20 protein-coding genes and 1 pseudogene are annotated in these 18,986 nt (G+C 63.1%); 9 read left to right on the top strand and 12 right to left on the bottom strand.

Annotation, left to right across the window (positions count from 1 at the left end):
• Nucleotides 1–168: 168 nt before the first annotated feature.
• The 4 genes from PVE35_RS10460 to sdhC are packed head-to-tail and all read right to left on the bottom strand — an operon-like array spanning nucleotide 169 to nucleotide 3,400.
• Nucleotides 169–876, bottom strand: coding sequence for a succinate dehydrogenase iron-sulfur subunit (locus PVE35_RS10460; protein ID WP_268177732.1), 708 nt, complete (start codon nucleotides 874–876; stop codon nucleotides 169–171).
• An 11-nt stretch (nucleotides 877–887) separates the two neighbouring features.
• Complete coding sequence (sdhA, locus tag PVE35_RS10455; RefSeq protein ID WP_159971346.1) at nucleotides 888–2,660, bottom strand: succinate dehydrogenase flavoprotein subunit; 1,773 nt, start codon at nucleotides 2,658–2,660, stop codon at nucleotides 888–890.
• A gap of 3 nt (nucleotides 2,661–2,663) precedes the next feature.
• A complete protein-coding gene (gene sdhD / locus PVE35_RS10450; RefSeq protein WP_268177733.1) occupies nucleotides 2,664–3,032 on the bottom strand; it encodes a succinate dehydrogenase, hydrophobic membrane anchor protein in 369 nt (122 codons plus the stop codon).
• A complete protein-coding gene (gene sdhC / locus PVE35_RS10445) occupies nucleotides 3,026–3,400 on the bottom strand; it encodes a succinate dehydrogenase, cytochrome b556 subunit (RefSeq protein WP_003240853.1) in 375 nt (124 codons plus the stop codon). The genes sdhD and sdhC overlap by 7 nt, the downstream gene beginning before the upstream one ends.
• A gap of 361 nt (nucleotides 3,401–3,761) precedes the next feature.
• Here sdhC and gltA point away from each other — a divergent pair, with 361 nt between their 5' ends.
• Entirely contained in the window at nucleotides 3,762–5,042 is a 1,281-nt protein-coding gene (gene gltA, locus PVE35_RS10440; protein ID WP_268177734.1) for a citrate synthase, read from the top strand.
• A gap of 59 nt (nucleotides 5,043–5,101) precedes the next feature.
• Here gltA and PVE35_RS10435 read toward each other — a convergent pair whose 3' ends face one another.
• Both PVE35_RS10435 and PVE35_RS10430 read right to left on the bottom strand, forming a co-directional pair.
• Nucleotides 5,102–5,707, bottom strand: a complete 606-nt coding sequence (locus PVE35_RS10435) for an START domain-containing protein (protein WP_277374590.1) — start codon at nucleotides 5,705–5,707, stop codon at nucleotides 5,102–5,104.
• Nucleotides 5,708–5,766: 59 nt separating this feature from the next.
• Nucleotides 5,767–6,018 (bottom strand): annotated as a pseudogene (locus PVE35_RS10430) (YkgJ family cysteine cluster protein); the annotation flags it as partial.
• A 309-nt stretch (nucleotides 6,019–6,327) separates the two neighbouring features.
• Here PVE35_RS10430 and PVE35_RS10425 point away from each other — a divergent pair.
• The 3 genes from PVE35_RS10425 (at nucleotide 6,328) to rhtA (ending at nucleotide 8,389) form a co-directional block, all read left to right on the top strand.
• Nucleotides 6,328–6,876: an exonuclease domain-containing protein gene (locus tag PVE35_RS10425; protein WP_268177737.1), complete on the top strand. Its 549-nt coding sequence runs from the start codon at nucleotides 6,328–6,330 to the stop codon at nucleotides 6,874–6,876.
• A 117-nt stretch (nucleotides 6,877–6,993) separates the two neighbouring features.
• Entirely contained in the window at nucleotides 6,994–7,275 is a 282-nt protein-coding gene (locus tag PVE35_RS10420) for a pyrimidine/purine nucleoside phosphorylase (protein WP_277374589.1), read from the top strand.
• Nucleotides 7,276–7,537: 262 nt separating this feature from the next.
• Entirely contained in the window at nucleotides 7,538–8,389 is an 852-nt protein-coding gene (gene rhtA, locus PVE35_RS10415) for a threonine/homoserine exporter RhtA (RefSeq protein ID WP_277374588.1), read from the top strand.
• On the opposite strand, the gene PVE35_RS10410 is transcribed toward rhtA, so the two are convergent.
• Genes PVE35_RS10410 through PVE35_RS10390 form a run of 5 tightly spaced genes read right to left on the bottom strand, consistent with a single transcriptional unit; the run spans nucleotide 8,390 to nucleotide 12,708 of the window.
• The gene (locus PVE35_RS10410) at nucleotides 8,390–10,153 is read right to left on the bottom strand and encodes an ABC transporter transmembrane domain-containing protein (protein WP_277374587.1); all 1,764 of its coding nucleotides are present in this window, start codon (nucleotides 10,151–10,153) and stop codon (nucleotides 8,390–8,392) included.
• A gap of 8 nt (nucleotides 10,154–10,161) precedes the next feature.
• On the bottom strand, nucleotides 10,162–10,569 hold the full coding sequence (locus PVE35_RS10405) for a DoxX-like family protein (RefSeq protein ID WP_268177741.1): 408 nt from the start codon (nucleotides 10,567–10,569) through the stop codon (nucleotides 10,162–10,164).
• Nucleotides 10,562–10,996, bottom strand: coding sequence for a thiol-disulfide oxidoreductase DCC family protein (locus tag PVE35_RS10400; RefSeq protein ID WP_277374586.1), 435 nt, complete (start codon nucleotides 10,994–10,996; stop codon nucleotides 10,562–10,564). Before PVE35_RS10400 ends, PVE35_RS10405 begins: the two co-directional genes overlap by 8 nt.
• A complete protein-coding gene (locus PVE35_RS10395) occupies nucleotides 10,993–11,583 on the bottom strand; it encodes a DUF1287 domain-containing protein (RefSeq protein WP_277374585.1) in 591 nt (196 codons plus the stop codon). The genes PVE35_RS10400 and PVE35_RS10395 overlap by 4 nt, the downstream gene beginning before the upstream one ends.
• A gap of 9 nt (nucleotides 11,584–11,592) precedes the next feature.
• The gene (locus PVE35_RS10390; RefSeq protein ID WP_277374584.1) at nucleotides 11,593–12,708 is read right to left on the bottom strand and encodes an ATP-NAD kinase family protein; all 1,116 of its coding nucleotides are present in this window, start codon (nucleotides 12,706–12,708) and stop codon (nucleotides 11,593–11,595) included.
• Nucleotides 12,709–12,854: 146 nt separating this feature from the next.
• On the opposite strand from PVE35_RS10390, the gene PVE35_RS10385 reads away from it, so the two are divergent.
• Nucleotides 12,855–13,034 (top strand): PA1571 family protein, encoded by a 180-nt coding sequence (locus PVE35_RS10385; RefSeq protein WP_268177744.1) that lies wholly within the window; start codon nucleotides 12,855–12,857, stop codon nucleotides 13,032–13,034.
• Between the two features lie 45 nt (nucleotides 13,035–13,079).
• Here PVE35_RS10385 and msrB read toward each other — a convergent pair whose 3' ends face one another.
• Nucleotides 13,080–13,475 (bottom strand): peptide-methionine (R)-S-oxide reductase MsrB, encoded by a 396-nt coding sequence (gene msrB, locus PVE35_RS10380; protein WP_268177745.1) that lies wholly within the window; start codon nucleotides 13,473–13,475, stop codon nucleotides 13,080–13,082.
• A gap of 170 nt (nucleotides 13,476–13,645) precedes the next feature.
• Between msrB and PVE35_RS10375 the strand changes: the two genes are divergently transcribed.
• The 4 genes from PVE35_RS10375 to istA all read left to right on the top strand — a co-directional run bounded on the left by PVE35_RS10375 (nucleotide 13,646) and on the right by istA (nucleotide 18,970).
• Complete coding sequence (locus PVE35_RS10375) at nucleotides 13,646–14,857, top strand: pyridoxal phosphate-dependent aminotransferase (RefSeq protein ID WP_268177746.1); 1,212 nt, start codon at nucleotides 13,646–13,648, stop codon at nucleotides 14,855–14,857.
• 6 nt (nucleotides 14,858–14,863) lie between these two features.
• Entirely contained in the window at nucleotides 14,864–15,316 is a 453-nt protein-coding gene (locus PVE35_RS10370; protein ID WP_268177747.1) for a hypothetical protein, read from the top strand.
• 89 nt (nucleotides 15,317–15,405) lie between these two features.
• A complete protein-coding gene (gene htpX, locus PVE35_RS10365) occupies nucleotides 15,406–16,278 on the top strand; it encodes a protease HtpX (protein WP_268177748.1) in 873 nt (290 codons plus the stop codon).
• A 1,177-nt stretch (nucleotides 16,279–17,455) separates the two neighbouring features.
• Complete coding sequence (istA, locus tag PVE35_RS10360) at nucleotides 17,456–18,970, top strand: IS21-like element IS1491 family transposase (RefSeq protein ID WP_128651466.1); 1,515 nt, start codon at nucleotides 17,456–17,458, stop codon at nucleotides 18,968–18,970.
• Nucleotides 18,971–18,986 lie beyond the last annotated feature (16 nt).

The raw sequence follows: 18,986 nt of genomic DNA, 5'->3' as shown, positions 1-18,986 counted from the left end.
AAGCCACTCGGGTTCCCGCAGATAGTCCGGGTACCAGCCCGGATGCCCCTGCTGGTCGTCATGTTTTTCAAAATGTGAATCACGGCTTTTTGGGCTGTGATTCCGGCTTTTGCTGCAATACCGGCCGAAGCCGGTACTGCAGGTGCTACAGGTACAGCGATTTGCGAATCAGGTGCCGCTCTGCAGCAGCATGTTACGCACGTGACCGATGGCCTTGGTCGGGTTCAGACCCTTGGGGCAAACGTTCACGCAGTTCATGATGCCGCGGCAACGGAACACGCTGAACGGATCATCCAGCGACGCCAGACGCTCGGCGGTCTTGGTGTCACGGCTGTCGGCCAGGAAACGATAGGCCTGCAGCAGCGCAGCGGGACCGAGGAACTTGTCCGGATTCCACCAGAAGGACGGGCAACTGGTGGAGCAGCACGCGCACAGGATGCACTCGTACAGCCCGTCGAGCTTCTCGCGATCTTCCGGGCTCTGCAGACGCTCGATGGCCGGAGCCGGGGTATCGTTCTGCAGGAACGGCTGCACCTTCTCGTACTGCTTGTAGAAGATGCTCATATCGACGACCAGGTCACGAATCACCGGCAGACCCGGCAACGGACGGATCACCAGCTTGCCGCCTTTCAGCCCCGCTGCGGACAGCGGGGTGATGCAGGCCAGGCCGTTCTTGCCGTTGATGTTCATGCCGTCGGAGCCGCAAACGCCTTCACGGCAGGAGCGACGATAGGAGAAACCTTCGTCCTGCTCCTTGATCAGCGCCAGCACGTCGAGAACCATGACGTCCTTGCCGCCGGTATCAACCTGGAAGTCCTGCATGAAGGGCGCAGCGTCCTTCTCCGGGTTGTAGCGATAAACACTGACTTGCAACATATCGGTCACCCTTAATAAGTCCGAACCTTGGGTTCAAATGCCGGAACGGTCTTCGGCGCGAAGTTCACGTCACGCTTGGCTACGCGCTTCTCGCCCGGGAAGTAGAGCGAATGGCACAGCCAGTTCTGATCGTCGCGCTCCTCGAAGTCTTCGCGAGCGTGCGCACCGCGCGACTCTTTGCGAGCCTCGGCAGCCACAGCGGTCGCTTCGGCGACTTCGAGCAGGTTTTGCAGTTCCAGCGCCTCGATACGCGCAGTGTTGAACGCCTGGCTCTTGTCGGAGATCTTCACCTTGGCGATACGCTCGCGCAGGTCGGCCAGTTGTTGGATACCCTTCTGCATGTACTCGCCAGTGCGGAACACGCCGAAGTAGTTTTGCATGCACTGTTGCAGCTCGCGCTTGAGCGGAGCGACTTCTTCGCCCGTGCTGCGCTCGTTGACGCCAGCCAGGCGAGCGAGCGACTGCTCGATGTCGGTTTCGCTGGCGCCACGGACTTCCACGCCTTCTTTCAGCGCTTTTTCCAGGTGCAGGCCAGCGGCGCGACCGAACACCACCAGATCCAGCAGCGAGTTGCCGCCCAGACGGTTGGCACCGTGTACCGACACGCAAGCCACTTCGCCCACGGCGAACAGGCCTTCGATGATGGTGTCCTTGCCGTTGGCATCCTGGGTGATGGCCTGGCCATGGATGTTGGTGGCAACGCCGCCCATCATGTAGTGGCAGGTCGGGATGACCGGGATCGGCGCGACCACCGGGTCGACGTGCGCGAAGGTCTTGGACAGTTCGCAGATACCCGGCAGGCGGCTGTGCAGCACTTCTTCACCGAGGTGATCGAGCTTGAGCAGCACGTGATCCTTGTTCGGGCCAACACCGTTGCCGGCGATGACTTCCTTGACCATGGAACGGGCAACCACGTCGCGACCGGCCAGGTCCTTGGCGTTCGGCGCGTAACGCTCCATGAAGCGCTCGCCATGGGCGTTGATCAGGTAACCACCCTCACCACGGCAACCTTCGGTGACCAGTACACCGGCACCGGCGATGCCAGTCGGGTGGAACTGCCACATCTCGATGTCCTGCACCGGCACGCCGGCACGCAGGGCCATGCCCACGCCATCGCCGGTGTTGATCAGGGCGTTGGTGGTGGAGGCGTAGATACGACCGGCACCGCCAGTGGCCAGAACCACGGCCTTGGAGCGGATGTAGACGGTTTCGCCGGTCTCGATGCAGATGGCGATGATGCCGACGATGGCGCCATCCTGGTTCTTCACCAGGTCAACGGCGTACCACTCGTTGAGGAACGAGGTGCCAGCCTTCAGGTTGGCCTGGTACAGGGTGTGCAGCAGCGCGTGACCGGTACGGTCGGCAGCGGCGCATGTACGGGCAGCCTGGGTCGGATTGTCCGGCCCCTTGGACTGACCGCCGAACGGACGCTGATAGATGCGGCCCTGCTCGGTACGGGAGAACGGCAGGCCCATGTGCTCGAGCTCGAACACCGCTTCCGGGCCGACGGAGCACATGTATTCGATGGCATCCTGGTCACCGATGTAGTCGGAGCCCTTGACGGTGTCGTACATGTGCCAGCGCCAATCGTCGTTCGGGTCAGCCGAAGCGATGGCGCAGGTGATGCCACCCTGAGCGGAAACGGTGTGCGAACGAGTCGGGAACACCTTGGTGACCACGGCAGTCTTGTGACCGCCCTGAGCCAGTTGCAGCGCGGCACGCATGCCGGCGCCGCCGCCACCTACGATGATGGCGTCATAGGAAAGAGTACGGATGCTAGCCATGAATCAGAAACCCCACAGAATCTGCACGCCCCAGACGAAAAACGCGAACATGGCGATGCCACACGCGGCCTGGAACAGGAAACGCACAATGGTCGCCGACTTGCCCAGCGCCATCGGCGTCAGGTAGTCAGTGGAGATGGTCCACATGCCGACCCAGGCGTGCACGCTCAGTGCAACCAGTGCCAGCAGGCTGAAGATGCGCATTGCGGTATGCGAGAACAGGCCGTGCCATTCGGCGTAGCCCATGCCCGGATTGCAGATCACATAGCCCAGCAGAAACAGCGTATAAGCCGCGAGAACGACCGCAGAAACGCGCTGCGCCATCCAGTCATAGAGGCCCGAACGCGAGAAATTCGTGACATTAGTTACCATATCCACACCCCCAGCAGCACGATCACGATCGCCGCAACGGCGATGACGATTTTCGAGCCCAGCTTGCCGCCTTCCAGCGTCTCACCGATGCCCATGTCCATGATCAGATGGCGCACACCGGCCACCAGGTGGTACAGCAGAGCGGACAACAGACCCCAGATCACGAACTTGGCCAGCGGGCTGGTCAGGCATTCCTTCACCTGGGCGAAGCCCTCTTCGGAAGTCAGCGACTTGTCGAGGCCGAACAGCAGAATGGCGATACCGACGAAGAGGATGACACCGGAGATACGGTGAAGAATGGACGTGTAAGCGGTGATCGGGAGCTTGATAGTCCTAAGGTCTAGGTTTACAGGTCGTTGGCTATTCACGGCTTTTTATCACACTGAGAGCCCCTAACTATCAGGGCAAAGTTGTTGGGAAGTGCACTGGTCAGGTACCCATCACCCAAGGAGTGACGACCGCCATTATATGGCCCTGAAGCCCCTGACGGTCGGGCGCAGAGTATAGACAGTTAGCAGACTAATGACAATGCAATGCCCTCCCCCAAAAAGCGCATTGCAGCCTTCGTACAAATGGCGTAAATAGCCCGCTTTTTTCGTTGAAAACCGCGCCAGAAGCCTTCTGCGACGGGGTTTTCGCAAATTGACATTCGGATTTATCCCACTATAGTGGTGCGGGCCCTGCGTGGGGGGCTGTCTGATGATTTCAAGCATAACTAGGAGGCCACACATGGCTGACAAAAAAGCGCAGTTGATCATCGAGGGCGATGCCCCCGTAGACCTGCCTGTTCTGACCGGCACCGTTGGTCCCGACGTAATCGACGTGCGAGGACTGACCTCCACGGGCCGCTTCACCTTCGACCCCGGCTTCATGTCCACCGCTTCCTGCGAGTCGAAGATCACCTACATCGACGGTGAAAAAGGCATTTTGTTGCACCGCGGCTACCCGATCGAACAGCTTGCCGAGAAATCCGACTACCTGGAAACCTGCTACCTGCTGCTCAACGGCGAACTGCCGACCCAGGCGCAGAAAGCCCAGTTCGTCAGCACCATCAAGAACCACACCATGGTGCACGAGCAACTCAAGACCTTCTTCAATGGCTTCCGCCGCGACGCTCACCCCATGGCCATCATGTGCGGCGTGGTCGGCGCCCTGTCCGCCTTCTATCACGACTCGCTGGACATCAAGAACCCGCAGCATCGCGAAGTTTCCGCCATGCGCCTGGTCGCCAAGATGCCGACCATCGCCGCCATGGCCTACAAGTACTCCATGGGCCAGCCCATGATGTACCCGCGCAATGACCTCAATTACGCGGAAAACTTCCTGCACATGATGTTCAACACCCCGGCCGAGATCAAACCGATCAGCCCGGTACTGGCCAAGGCGATGGACAAGATCTTCATCCTCCACGCCGACCACGAGCAGAACGCCTCCACCTCCACCGTGCGCCTGGCTGGCTCCTCGGGCGCCAACCCCTTCGCCTGTATCGCAGCCGGCATCGCCGCCCTCTGGGGCCCGGCGCACGGCGGCGCCAACGAAGCGGTGCTGACCATGCTCGACGAAATCGGCAGCGTGGAGAACATCGACAAGTTCGTGGCCAAGGCCAAGGACAAGGACGACCCGTTCAAGCTGATGGGCTTCGGCCACCGTGTGTACAAGAACTTCGACCCGCGCGCCAAGGTCATGAAGCAGACCTGCGACGAAGTCCTGGCCGAGCTGGGCATCAACGACCCGCAACTGGAACTGGCGATGAAGCTGGAAGAGATCGCGCGCAACGATCCTTACTTCAAGGAGCGCAACCTCTACCCGAACGTGGACTTCTACTCGGGCATCATCCTCAAGGCCATCGGCATTCCCACCTCGATGTTCACCGTGATCTTCGCCCTGGCGCGCACCGTCGGCTGGATCTCGCACTGGAAGGAAATGCTCTCTGGCCCGTACAAGATCGGCCGCCCGCGCCAGCTCTACACTGGCCATGCCAAGCGCGACCTGCCCGACGACCGGGGCTGATCGCCGCTGAAAGAAAAAGGGCTGCCAATGGCAGCCCTTTTCATTTGTACCCTGGAAAACTACTTTGCCTCCGCCTTGGCCCGTAGCGCCTTGAGCGTCTGCAAGGGCGCATCGACCACGAAGCTGTTGGCCAGCCAGGACGGCACGCTGCCACCCGGCTCGGTATGGGCTTCGTAGGTCACTTCCACCCGATGCTCGCCTTCCGGTTTGAGCAGCCACTCCCCCTCCAGGCTGGGTACACGCACGTAGCCCTTCTCCTTGGGCAAACGCCCTGGGTCGCCTTCGAGCATGCGTGTCACACTGCCGTCCGCCTCCTTGCGCGTCGTCACCTCAATCACCGAGTCACGCGCCTCTACCGGCCAGGGCATCTTGAAACGGGTGTACAGCCAGCTCTTGTCGCCCTCACGTTGCAACAAGCGTTGCTCCTGGCAGCTATAGACCCAGGCACAGGCACCAGGGACATCTTCCTGCAGGGCAAGCACCTTGGGCAGATCGGCATCGATGGTCACCACGCCACGATAAGCCTTGTACTTGGAGCCCGGCACATCGGCCAGATAGACCTTGATGCCCTCCTCCTCATGCTCTAGCTGCCATTTGCGCTCGGCCGCCTGAACGCCCGAGGCGCAGATCAACACGGCCAGCAATGCGATACGGGACTTGCTCATGACCACTCCTGAATGCTGTTTTCGTTTCGACCCGCGCACGCCGACACGAGTTCATGGGGCGAGGCGGTGGCTTGTTCGAGCCAGCCCAGCAGGCGGATCGCAGCCTCACGGCTGTCGCCGCACACCGCCTCGTCGGGCTTGAAGCCACCACACACCGCCGGACGCTCGGCGCGCCCGAACAGGGCGCACAGATGCTCGGCGGACAGATGAATGCAACGCACGCCGGCCGGCTTGCCTGCAGGCATACCGGGAATCGGCGAGCTGATGGAAGGCGCGATGCAGCAGGCACCACAACCGGCACGGCAATTCACGGCCAAAACTCCTCGGCAGACCAGATCGACGGCGGCGATAGTAGCGCCTGCCGAAGCCCGATGGGAGATTTGCTGTACGCGTTGCCGCTTCAAAATCGCGTTGCAGGCACTCCACACGAACCGCTCAGAGTCTTCAGCGATCGCTGGTCAGCCATCGGATGGATCATTACGCCCAAAGGGCATGCAACCTTCGCCACGAATGTCCCTCTGATACACAGACGCCAGAGCCCATACGCCGTTTGCCGGTAGTAGAAAGCTTTTCCATACTGGCGTACCGCGACGCACGCCCCAAACCGCTAAGGAGCGCCAATGGGACACTGGCTGGTCATCGACCTGGAAGCCACCACCGATGAGGGTGGCTGGCCACTGGAAGAAATGGAGATCATCGAGATCGGTGCCAGCCTGGTAACCGCCGCAGGCCACGAATGCGACCATTTCCAGCGTTTCGTGCGTCCACAGCGCCGGCCCTGCCTGACCGATTTCTGCCGTCAGCTCACCCATATCAACCAGAGCGACATCGATGCCGCCACCTCGCTGCCGCAGGTCTGGGCGCAATTCGAGCGCTGGCTCGGCCAGCATGCGCCACGCCTGGCTGGCTGGGGGAGCTGGGGCGACTACGATCGCCGGCAATTGCTGCACGAGTGGCAACAACATGGGCTTCACAGCCTGCTCAGCGCCACGCCGCACCTGAACCTCAAGCAGGCGTTCGCCAAGGCCCGGCAACTGTCGCGCCAGGTCGGCCTTAACCAGGCCCTGCAATTGTCCGGCCTGCAGTTTCAGGGGCAACAGCACCGCGCCTTGATGGATGCCCGCAACACGGCGCGCCTGCTGCCTCTGGTACTGCCCATCAAAGGGTGATGACGACACCAGAGCGCTTGGGCATACTGTCGGGCCTTTTCAGCCCAGCGGCGAGCGGTGCGTCAGCGCTGCTGTCGATTGCCTGGCCCCTTTCGCCCCCTTTCCGAGGAATCGCAGATGTTCAAGGTCAACGAGTACTTCGACGGCACCGTCAAATCCATCGGCTTCACCATGGCTGAAGGCCCTGCCACCATCGGTGTGATGGCGCCGGGTGAATACGAATTCGGCACCAGCCAACTGGAAGTCATGCACGTCGTCGCCGGTGCCCTGACCGTCAAGCTGCCGGGCAGCGAGAGCTGGGACACCTTCGCCGCTGGCAGCCAGTTCACCGTACCGGCCAACAGCAAGTTCCAGCTGAAGGTCTCCGTGGACACCGCCTATCTCTGCGAATACCGCTAACAGGCCGTTGAAAAACTACCTGCGTTGGCAATCCCGCGTTAAAAACGACCTCAAAATGCTCATTTACAGCTCGTAAACTCCGCTTTTTCGGTCGTTTTTGCCTTGTCTTGCCTGCCTCGCCTACGTTTTTCAAAAGCCTGGCAGCCCAAGGCGCCACGAAGAACCGGCCCCAGCGGCCGGTTTTTTCTTATCAGCATTACAGTTTCGGTGCGCGCGGCGCACCCTACTTCTGACACCCATTGACCCGCCAAGGACAGCCTCCATGCCCCGCACCGCCCTCTTCGCCCCTATCGCCCTGCTGGTGGTGGCCATGGTCTCGATCCAGAGCGGCGCCTCCCTGGCCAAGCATCTGTTCCCCCTGGTGGGCGCCGAAGGCACCACGACCCTGCGCCTGGTGCTCGGCGCGATCATCCTGTCACTGGTGATGCAGCCCTGGCGGGCCAAGCTGGATCTGCGCAAATGCCAGGCCCTGCTCGCCTATGGCCTGGCGCTGGGCGGCATGAACCTGCTGTTCTACATGTCGCTGCAGCGCATTCCACTGGGCATCGCCGTGGCCCTGGAATTCACCGGGCCACTGGCCCTGGCGCTGTTTTCCTCACGTCGCCCGCTGGATTTCGTCTGGGTGATCCTGGCCATCGTCGGCCTGTGGATGCTGCTGCCGACCGGCGCCACGCAGAGCGCCATCGACCCGCTGGGCGCAGCGCTGGCCCTGGCCGCCGGTGCGTGCTGGTCGCTGTACATCGTCTTTGGGCAGAAAGCCGGCGCCCAACATGGCCGGCATACCGTCGCCCTGGGCACCTGGGTCGCGGTGCTGCTGGTGCTGCCCATCGGCGCCTGGCGTGCCGGCAGCGACCTGCTCAACGTCGATCTGCTGCCCATCGCCCTGGGCGTGGCGGTGCTTTCCTCTGCCCTACCCTATAGCCTGGAAATGGTCGCATTGACCCGCCTGCCAGCGCGCACCTTCAGCGTCCTGATGAGTATGGAGCCCGCCATCGCCGCCCTCTGCGGCCTGGCGTTTCTCGGCGAGAAGCTGCTCTGGGGTCAGTGGCTGGCCGTCGGCGCCATCATCCTCGCCTCGGCCGGCGCCGCCGCCACCATCCGCCCCCAGCGCTGATCAGGCATTCTGGCCGAACTGCAGCTCGGCCAGGCGCGCATACAGCGGGCTGCTCTCGATCAGCTCGGCATGAGTGCCAATGGCCGCCAGACGTCCCTGTTCGATCACCGCGATACGATCCGCCTGCTTGATCGTGGCCAGACGGTGGGCGATCACCAGCGTGGTGCGCCCGGCCATCAGCGACGGCAGTGCCTGCTGGATCAGGTGCTCGCTCTCGGCATCCAGCGCACTGGTGGCTTCGTCGAGCAGCAGGATCGGCGCATCGGCGAGCAACGCGCGGGCAATTGCCAGGCGTTGACGCTGCCCACCGGAAAGCCCCAGGCCAGCCTCGCCCAGGTGGGTCTGATAGCCCTGCGGCAGGCGCTGGATGAACTCATGGGCGTGTGCCGCTCTAGCAGCGGCCTCCACCTCCGCCTGGCTGGCATCGAGGCGGCCATAGCGGATATTGTCCTCGACCGAACCGAAGAACAGCGCCGGATTCTGCGACACCAGGGCGAAGCAGCTACGCAGCGCATCGGGATCGAGCTGATCGATGGCCACGCCGTCCACCAGAATGCGCCCGGCCTGCGGGTCGAAAAAGCGCAGCAGCAGGTCGAACAGTGTCGACTTGCCAGCCCCGGACGGCCCCACCAGCGCCAGGGTTTCCCCCGCCGCCACCTGCAGGTCGATGCCATCGATGGCGTAGCTGTCCGAGCGCGACGGATAGGCGAAGCGCACACCCTGCAACTCGATGCGTCCCTGCACCGGCTGCGGCAGCGGTTGCGGCTGCTGCGGCGCGACTATGGCATTGCCGGCACGCAACAGCTCGGCGATGCGCTCGGCGGCGCCTGCGGCGCGCTGCAGCTCGCCAATCACCTCACTGAGGGTGCCGAACGACGAGCCGACGATCAGGGCGTAGAAGACGAAGGCCGCCAGTTCGCCACCGGAAATGCGCCCGGCGATCACATCCATGCCACCGACCCAGAGCATCACCCCCACCGCCCCGAGCACCAGCACGATGACCACGGTGATCAGCCAGGAGCGCTGGGCGATGCGCTTGCGCGCCACCTCGAACGCCGCCTCGACGGACGTGGCGAAACGACGCTTGTCCTCGTCCTGGTGGTTGTAGGCCTGCACCGTCTTGATCTGCCCGAGCACCTCGCCGACATAGCTGCCGACATCGGCCACGCGATCCTGGCTCTGCCGCGACAGCGCGCGCACACGGCGGCCGAACAGCAGGATTGGCGCCACCACCAGCGGCAAGGCCAGCAGCACGATGCCGCTGAGCTTGGGATTGGTGACCACCAGCAGCACGCTGCCGCCGATGAGCATGATCAGGTTGCGCAGCGCCATTGACAGCGACGAACCGATCACCGACTGCAGCAAGGTGGTGTCGGCGGTCAGCCGCGACTGGATTTCCGAACTGCGGTTGCTTTCGTAGAAGCCTGGATGCAGCTCGATCAAATGATCGAACACGCGCCGGCGGATATCGGCCACCACCCGCTCGCCGATCCAGGACACCAGGTAGAAGCGCATGTAGGTGCCCGCGGCCAGTGCCAGCACCAGCACGAAGAACAGCCCCAGGGAGTGGCGCAGCGCCGCAGGCGACTGCGTGGCCAGGCCCTGATCCACCAGCAACTTGATGCCCTGGCCCATGGACAGAGTAATGGCCGCCGTGAACATCAGCGCCAGCAGTGCGCCCAGCACCCGCCCGCGATAGGGCGCGATGAAACGCCAGGCCAGGCGTATGGCGCCGCGCTGGCGGGAAGAAAGCATCGATGTCATGGCAGGTCTCAGGAGTCAGCAGTCGAGGGGGCTTCCGCCAGCCAGGCCACGGCGCACAGCGCCAGGGCAGCCAGGTTGGTGGAAAGCGGATTGAACGCCTGAAGCAACAGATGGGGACTCAATAGCGCGACATCAAGCAGCAGCACCAGCAATATCAAGCCCGCGACCAGCAACGGCCAGCGCTGGCGGCGTACCGTCAGCAGGGCGATACCCAGCAGGATCTCGGCAGTGCCCCCGACAGCGGCGATCAGCCCTGGCGCGAACCAGGGATGATCCGGCAAGCCATGGGCGCCAATCATCGCCACTTCGTCAGGGCTGAGCCAGAGGATCTTCGGCACCAGGCCATGCCAGAGGAATACCGCTGCCAGCGCCAGGCGAGCGAGCCAGGCAATCCGTACCAGGCGCTGCTCAGTCATGCAGAAAGCGCTCGGCGTGGTCGGCGCTGGGCAGCAGGCAGACCTCATGGCGGCCGAACATGCGGTAGCGGTTCAGGGCAATACGCTCATAGCACCAGTCGCGCAGCGAGCGCGGAACCAGACGCAGCCAGGCCAACACCCGCCAAGGCTGGGGCAAGCGGGCAAGAATGCGCAGCAACGCGGTCGAGCGCAGATGCAGGCCCTGCTCGTCGATCAACGCCATGGTGTCGAAGTGATCGGTCGGTAAACCGTACCAGGCCAGCAACGCCTGCCCTTGGGCGGACTGCACGGACGCCAGGCGAAACTGCCGCGCAGGGTCGTGGCGGATAAGGAACTTCGCCCAGCGATTGCACAGCTTGCAGACGCCGTCGAACAGCACGACGCGCTCGCCTGCCGACAGGCCGGGTGGTAGCGATGGCTCCGTCATCGTAGGGCACTCGCCTGTTGCGCCTGCGGGCGGTATTGGCCAGTGATGCGGTAGGTGAAGAGGATGTCTTCCTCCTGCGTGCCGCGGCCGATGTTATGCAGGATCAGCGGCGCACCATTTGACGCCTGACGATCGCTGACGATGCCGATATGAGTCAGGCCGCGCCCCAGATCCCAGGTGACGATATCGCCAGCCTGGTAAGCCGCAGGATCCTGACTGACCGGCAGCGACCAGCCCTGACGCTTGAACCAGGTCATCAAGTTGGGCACGCGACGGTGGTCGATATTGCTGTCCGGCCGGCTCAGGCCCCAGTTTCTCGGGTAGACGGCAAAATTGCCGCGCATGTCGCGATGCACTGCCTCCTGCAGGTCCAGCCCCTGCTGGCGCAGCGCGCGGATCACCACGTCGGTGCACACGCCGGTGGCCAGGGGCACGTCGCCGCCCGGATAGTTCAACTGGCGGTAGGCCGGGTCATAGCCCAAGGTCACGCCGACCTGCTTGCGCGCATCCAGCACCAGCTTGTCCGCCTCGATGGCGTGCGCAGCGAATGCCAGCAGCCAGAGCGTGATGAAAACGACTATCCGCATCGCGACCTCCTATCGACTGAGGGGATAGAGCAATTCTTCCTTGTAACCCGCCCAGACCTTCACCGCATCCGGGAAGGCGTCATCCAGGCTCACGTCACCGCTGTCGACCAGCAGCGGCCGCCCGTCCAGCGTGCCCAGCTTGCGCTTGGTAGCGACCACCCGCAGGCGCTCCAGGCCGACCACACGCAGCACGCGCGGGCTGATCTGCTGATTGCCACGACCGATGATATGGCCCTGACCGCCGATGGCAGTGACCAGCAGGTAACTCGGATGCCCCTCGACCAGAGCGAACAGTTCGGCCTCGGTGACATCGCGGGCGATCACCCGCCCATCTTCGATCACATCGACGCCGAGCAAAGTGGTGTCCAGCCCCAGGTTCTGCGCCAGGCCATGCAAGGTCGAACCGGGGCCGAACACATATCGCACGCCGGGCTCCCATTCGCTCTCCAGCCAGGCTGCCAGATCGGCCAAAACCAGTTCCTCGGACTCCACGCCGCCCTGCTTGACCGCCTGCACGTAGCCGCCTTCCTGCGGCACGCACAGCTCGCCATACCAGCGCGCAGTGACCCGGCCGTCGCGCAGGGCGGCCTCGTCGATATCACGCACCTCGCCGCTGGCCAGACGCACCAGACCGCCCTCGACCAGCCGCACGGTCAGCTCCCCGGCCGCACGCGGGCTGATGGCGTAGACGCCGGACTGAATCTTCACGCCAGCCGGAATGCCCAACACTGGCTGCCCTTCGCGCACGGCGGCGCAGACGTCGCGCGCCGTGCCGTCGCCGCCGGCGAACAGAATCAGCGCGACACCCGCCTCCTGCAGTTGAACAACGGCACGCCGCGTATCCTCGGCCGTGGTAATGCCTTGCGCCACTTCTCCCAGCAATCGATGGGAAAAACCCATCTGCGCCAACAGATCACCGCCCATGGCGCCGGGATAGCTGACGAACTCGACACGCTCCTGCAGCGCCAGCAAGGGCTGCAACGCTGTACGCGTACGTTCGACGGCTTTCGGCTCGACGCCCAGCGCTAGTGCCTGCTCGGCCATGCCATCGCTACCCTTGAGCGCAGCGGGGCCGCCCAGGCCAGCGAGTGGGTTGATGATCAGACCTATATGGAAACGCGACATGAATGCCTCATTGCTGGCAGGCTGGCATGCCGCCTGCTTGTACCTGTTATGCGTCGCGGGATGACGGTTTTCCGTACCACGCCGTTGTCACCGCACGTTCATCCGCCGCCACTAGACTGCGCGCAGAACCGATGAGGAGACAGGCCATGAGCTTGCACAACACCGCCAATCAGCCGCAACACTCGAACAACCGTCCGCTGCCGACGCCGGTGGGCGGCTTCATCATCGATGCGCAGGGCCGCGAAGTACCGATCACCGAAGAGATGATCCAGCGTGCCTGCCAGTCGCTGGAGCAGAGCCTGCAAGGTCGCCCACAGAAACGCTGAACATCACCTTCCAGGGCTGCCGCGCCCGGCAGCCCTTTTTCCTGCCTACTCGCGCGGCACCAACTTGAGCGAGACGGAGTTGATGCAATAGCGCAGCCCGGTCGGGCGTGGCCCATCGGGAAACACATGGCCCAGGTGGGCATCGCACTTGGCGCATTTCACCTCGACACGGTGCATGCCGTGGCTGAAATCATCCAGCTCGCGGATCACCCCGTCGCTGACCGGCTGGAAATAGCTCGGCCAGCCGCTGCCGGAGTCGTACTTGGCGTCGGAATCGAACAGTGCTTCACCGCAGCAGGCGCAGTGATAGACACCCGGCACCTTGCTGTCGTGGTACTGCCCGGTGAAGGGGCGCTCCGTGCCGCCCAGGCGGCAGACGTGGAACTGTTCATCCGACAGCTCATCTCGCCAGGCATCCAGGGGTTTATCGAGCTTGTCCACGGACGGCTTCCTCCTCGTAAAAAAGCCCGACCGAAACCTTTGCCAGGGTCAGGCTGCAACGTATCATTCGTGCGCAGTCTGTCACCCGTCCTGCACGCTGCCAAGGCTCGCCCCGGCGATACTTTTTGCAGCGTGATTCAGCGGGCTCTCCATCGATCGGGATTTCTCACATGCAGGTCAGCAAATCGAACAAGCTCGCCAACGTCTGCTACGACATTCGCGGGCCGGTGCTCAAGCACGCCAAGCGTCTGGAAGAGGAAGGCCACCGCATCCTCAAGCTGAATATCGGCAATCCGGCGCCGTTCGGTTTCGAGGCGCCCGAGGAAATCCTTCAGGACGTCATCCGCAACCTGCCCACCGCCCAGGGCTACAGCGACTCCAAGGGACTGTTCAGCGCGCGCAAGGCGGTGATGCAGTACTACCAGCAGAAGCAGGTCGAAGGCGTCGGCATCGAGGACATCTACCTGGGCAACGGCGTGTCCGAGCTGATCGTCATGGCCATGCAGGCGCTGCTCAACAATGGTGACGAGGTGCTGATCCCGGCCCCGGACTACCCGCTGTGGACCGCCGCCGTGGCGCTCTCCGGTGGCAAGCCGGTGCACTACCTGTGCGACGAGCAGGCCGGCTGGTTCCCCGACATCGCCGACATGCGCGCCAAGATCACACCGAACACCAAGGCGCTGGTGCTGATCAACCCGAACAACCCCACCGGTGCGGTGTACTCGAAGGAAGTGCTACAGGACATCGTCGAACTGGCGCGCCAGCACAACCTGGTGATCTTCTCCGACGAGATCTACGACAAGATCCTCTACGACGAAGCCGTGCACATCAGCACCGCCTCGCTGGCCCCGGACGTGCTCTGCCTGACCTTCAACGGCCTGTCCAAGAGCTACCGCGTGGCCGGTTTCCGCTCCGGCTGGGTGGCCATCTCCGGGCCCAAGCACAAGGCGCAGAGCTATATCGAAGGCCTGGACATCCTGGCCAACATGCGCCTGTGCGCCAACGTGCCGAGCCAGCACGCGATCCAGACCGCCCTCGGCGGCTACCAGAGCATCAATGACCTGGTGCTGCCCAACGGCCGCCTGCTGGAGCAGCGCAACCGCGCCTGGGAACTGCTCAACGACATTCCGGGGGTCAGTTGCGTCAAACCCATGGGCGCGCTCTACGCCTTTCCGAAGATCGACCCCAAGGTCTGCCCGATCCACAACGACGAGAAGTTCGTCCTCGACCTGCTGCTGTCGGAGAAACTGCTGATCGTCCAGGGCACCGCCTTCAACTGGCCCTGGCCGGATCACTTCCGCGTGGTCACCCTGCCCCGCGTCGACGACCTGGAGCAGGCCATCGGCCGTATCGGCAACTTCCTCAAGGGTTACAGCCAGTAAGCCGACATGGATCTGCAGATCGACGACTTCTACAAGGATGCGGCCAGCGGCCTGCTCATGCTCTATCAGGCCTTCCCGCGCAAGATGGCGCTGTACGTGGAAGACCTGATCGGCCGCGAGGAGCCTGACGAATTCGGCCTGCCCAGCAAGCGCCACCAGGCCTGCCTGGGTGCCCTGCTGTGGCTGGCCGAGGAAGGCTACCTGCGCTACGAGTCGACCATCGCCTATGACGCACTGGATCAGGCGGTACTCAGCGAAAAGGGCTTCCTGCGCCTGTCACGGGGCATTCCTCACGCCCTGCGTGAAGGCGAAGCACTGCCGCCGAGCGTGCGCCGGGTGCATGCCACCCTGGCCTTTCAACTGCGTGAAGCCCTGGCACAACAGCATGGGGAACGAATCGCCCGTCTCACCCGTCTGTTGTTCGAAAGCCAAGCGGGCAAGGCAAGCGACATAGTTTGAAATAGTCGCCAGTTGAAAGCCCAAGGGGTGCGCCCTTATATAGCCCGCATCGCTCGTACGTCTTTTCCCGTGAGGAGTCCGTTCACACCATGATGCGCATTATGTTGTTCCTGGCCACCAACCTGGCGGTGCTGATCATAGCCAGCATCACCCTCAAACTGCTGGGGGTCGACCGCTTCACTGGCCAGAACCATGGCAGCCTGCTGATCTTCTGCGCCGTGTTCGGTTTCGCCGGTTCGCTGGTATCGCTGTTCCTCTCCAAGTGGATGGCGAAGATGAGCACCGGCACCCAGATCATCACCCAGCCACGCACCCGCCACGAACAGTGGCTGCTGCAGACCGTCGAAGAACTGTCGCGCGAAGCCGGCATCAAGATGCCGGAGGTCGGTATCTTCCCGGCCTACGAGTCCAACGCCTTCGCCACCGGCTGGAACAAGAACGACGCCCTGGTGGCCGTAAGTCAGGGCCTGCTGGAGCGCTTCTCGCCCGATGAAGTACGTGCGGTGCTGGCCCACGAGATCGGCCACGTGGCCAACGGCGACATGGTCACTCTGGCGCTGATCCAGGGCGTGGTGAACACCTTCGTGATGTTCTTCGCGCGCATCTTCGGCAACTTCGTCGACAAGGCCATCCTCAAGAACGAGGAAGGCCATGGCATTGGCTACTTCGTCGCGACCATCTTCGCCGAGCTGGTGCTGGGTATCCTGGCCAGCATCATCGTCATGTGGTTCTCGCGCAAACGTGAGTACAAGGCTGACGAGGCCGGCGCCCGCCTGGCCGGCACTGGCGCGATGATCGCCGCCCTGCAGCGCCTGCGCGCTGAACAGGGCGTGCCGGTGCAGATGCCCGACAGCCTGGCTGCCTTCGGCATCAACGGCAACCTGAAGAACGGCCTGGCCGGCCTGCTGATGAGCCACCCGCCGCTGGAAGACCGCATCGAGGCGCTGCGCCGCCGCGGCTGATACCTCTCTCGCTACGCACAGGGCGACCCTCGGGTCGCCCTTTTTCATGGTTCTTCGGATTTCTGGGGAATGTTTGGTTGATACCGGACTGGCAAGTTTGTGTGTTAGCTCGTATTGGTTCGTTGGGTGTTTTGGACGCCGCTTTGGGTGTTTTCAGATATTCCGGGTTTCGCCCCCTCGGGCGACTCACTTTTCTTTGAGCTGCGCAAAGAAAAAGTAAGCAAAAGAAACGCACCCCCGCCATCCGGAACTAGGCGTCCCCGTCATGCTTCGCTCGACTTCCCTCACTCCGGCACCGCTCCGGGGTCGGCGTACATGGGCCGTCCCTGGCCCATTACGCGGGGCCGCCATCGGTATCTCGCGGCATCCATGCCGCTCGCCCCCTGCGCAATGCCTGCGTTCGGCCTCCTGAAGGGGGAATTTGCGCGCCTGAACGAACAAAAATTCCAAGGCATGCTCGGCGTGTTCTGGTAGCAGTGAAACCACGATGTGGCTGTCGAATTAAACCAATAGTTTCATTCGCGCAGTTTCATTCGCCTGGATAGCTTGCCGGCTTCCAACAGGTATTCAGGTCAGCCCTAAGGCTGACCCATGTTCAACCACTCCACGCTAATTCTGGGTTACCTCGGGTGCAGGCGCGTGCAGAGCCCGCCCAGGAGGGCGAACGGAATCGTCGTGGAAGAGGTTGAGCGACATGGATGTCGCGAGAGCCGCGATGGGCCAGGGATGGCCCACCGCGGCGGGCCTCTGGAGCGGCGATGGAGTGAGCGAACCCTGGCGCAGCCAGGGCCGGATGACCGGGCGGAGGGTTTTGGTTACTTTTGCCCGTCAAAAGTGACTCGCCCGGGAGGGCGAAACCAGAAACATCAACAAAAACGCGGCAATTCGGAACAGACACAAGATCAACCAATACCGTATTGCCAATCTAGCGAGAGCATCTCACAGAACCTTTTCACCCCAGATGGTAGGCCACTGCGGATTCCACGGTCATCTGGCCACCCATTCCATGAACATCTGACCACCGATTCCACGCTGATCCGGCCACCCATTCCACGCGCATCCGGCCACTGATTCCACGGCCATCCGGCCACTCAACCGGGCAGGCAGCTACGCAGGATTTCTTCACTACCATCGACCTCTTTTTCGAAGCAGAGAGGTCGTCGTGGAGCGTTTATCCATGCGTAAGATTCGCGAAGTACTACGTCTCAAGTTCGAGGTCGGACTATCAGCTCGCCAGATTGCGGTCAGCGTGCAGGTCGGTCGTGTCACCGTCGGCGACTACCTCAATCGTTTTGCCGCCAGTGGTCTCAGTTGGCCCTGTTCGTTGTCCGATGCCGAGTTGGAGCAGCAACTGTTCCCGCCGGCCCCGGCGGTTGCCAGCGAGAAGCGGCCTTTACCCGATTGGGCATGGGTGCATGCCGAACTGCGCCGCCCCGGGGTGACCCTGGCGCTGCTCTGGCAGGAGTACCGCCTGAGCCAGCCGCAGGGCTTTCAGTACAGCTGGTTCTGTGAGCATTACCGAGCCTGGCAGGGCAAGTTGGACGTGGTGATGCGTCAGGAGCACCGCGTCGGCGAGAAGCTGTTCGTCGACTATGCCGGCCAGACGGTGCCGGTTATCGATCGCCACAGCGGCGAGATCCGCCAGGCGCAGGTGTTCATCGCAGTGCTCGGCGCGTCCAGCTACACCTTCGCCGAAGCCACCTGGTCGCAGCAGCTGCCGGACTGGCTAGGCTCCCATGCCCGCTGCTTTGCCTTCCTCGGCGGCGTGCCGGAGATCGTGGTGCCGGACAACCTGCGCAGCGCGGTAAGCAAGGCCCATCGTTACGAGCCGGACATCAACCCCAGCTACCGCGACCTGGCCGAGCACTACGGAGTGGCGGTGGTGCCGGCGCGGGCACGCAAACCGCGCGACAAGGCCAAGGCCGAAGTCGGCGTGCAGGTGGTCGAGCGTTGGATCCTCGCGGCCCTGCGCAACCGTCAGTTCTTCTCCTTGGACGAACTCAACAGCGCCATCTCCGTGTTGCTGGAGCGGCTCAACCAACGCCCGTTCAAGAAGCTGCCGGGCTCGCGCCAGACGGCCTTCGACAGCCTGGATCGTCCGGCGCTGCGCCCCCTGCCGGTGCAACCCTACGTCTACGCCGAGTGGAAGAAGGCGCGGGTGCACATCGACTACCACGTCGAGGTCGATGGGCATTACTACTCGGTGCCGTATCAACTGGTGAAGAAGCAGCTGGAGGTGCGCCTGACGGCGCGCACCGTCGAGTGTTTCCACGCCAACCAGCGAGTGGCCAGCCACCTGCGCTCAATGCACAAGGGCAGGCACAGCACGCAGGCCGAGCACATGCCCAAGAGCCATCGCGAGCATGCCGAGTGGACGCCGCAGCGGCTGATCCGCTGGGCCGAGCAGACCGGGCCGAACACCGCCGGCGTGATCCGGCACATCCTCGAACGGCGCATCCATCCGCAGCAGGGCTACCGGGCCTGCCTGGGCATCCTGCGCCTGGGCAAGACTCATGGCGAAGTGCGCTTGGAGCTGGCCTGCCGACGCGCCCTCAGCCTCGGCGCGTGCAGCTACAAGAGCCTCGAATCGATCCTGTGCCAGGGCCTGGAAAGCCTGCCGCTGGCTCAAGCCAACCTGCCGCTGCTGCCGGACGACCACGCCAACCTGCGCGGCCCCGGCTACTACCACTGAACCCAAGGAAACTCAC

Source organism: Pseudomonas sp. AA-38 (assembly GCF_029457475.1).
In the GTDB taxonomy this organism is placed as follows: domain Bacteria; phylum Pseudomonadota; class Gammaproteobacteria; order Pseudomonadales; family Pseudomonadaceae; genus Aquipseudomonas.
The sequence above is the reverse complement of the archived record's forward strand: the minus strand, read 5'-3'. Positions and strand labels throughout refer to the sequence as shown.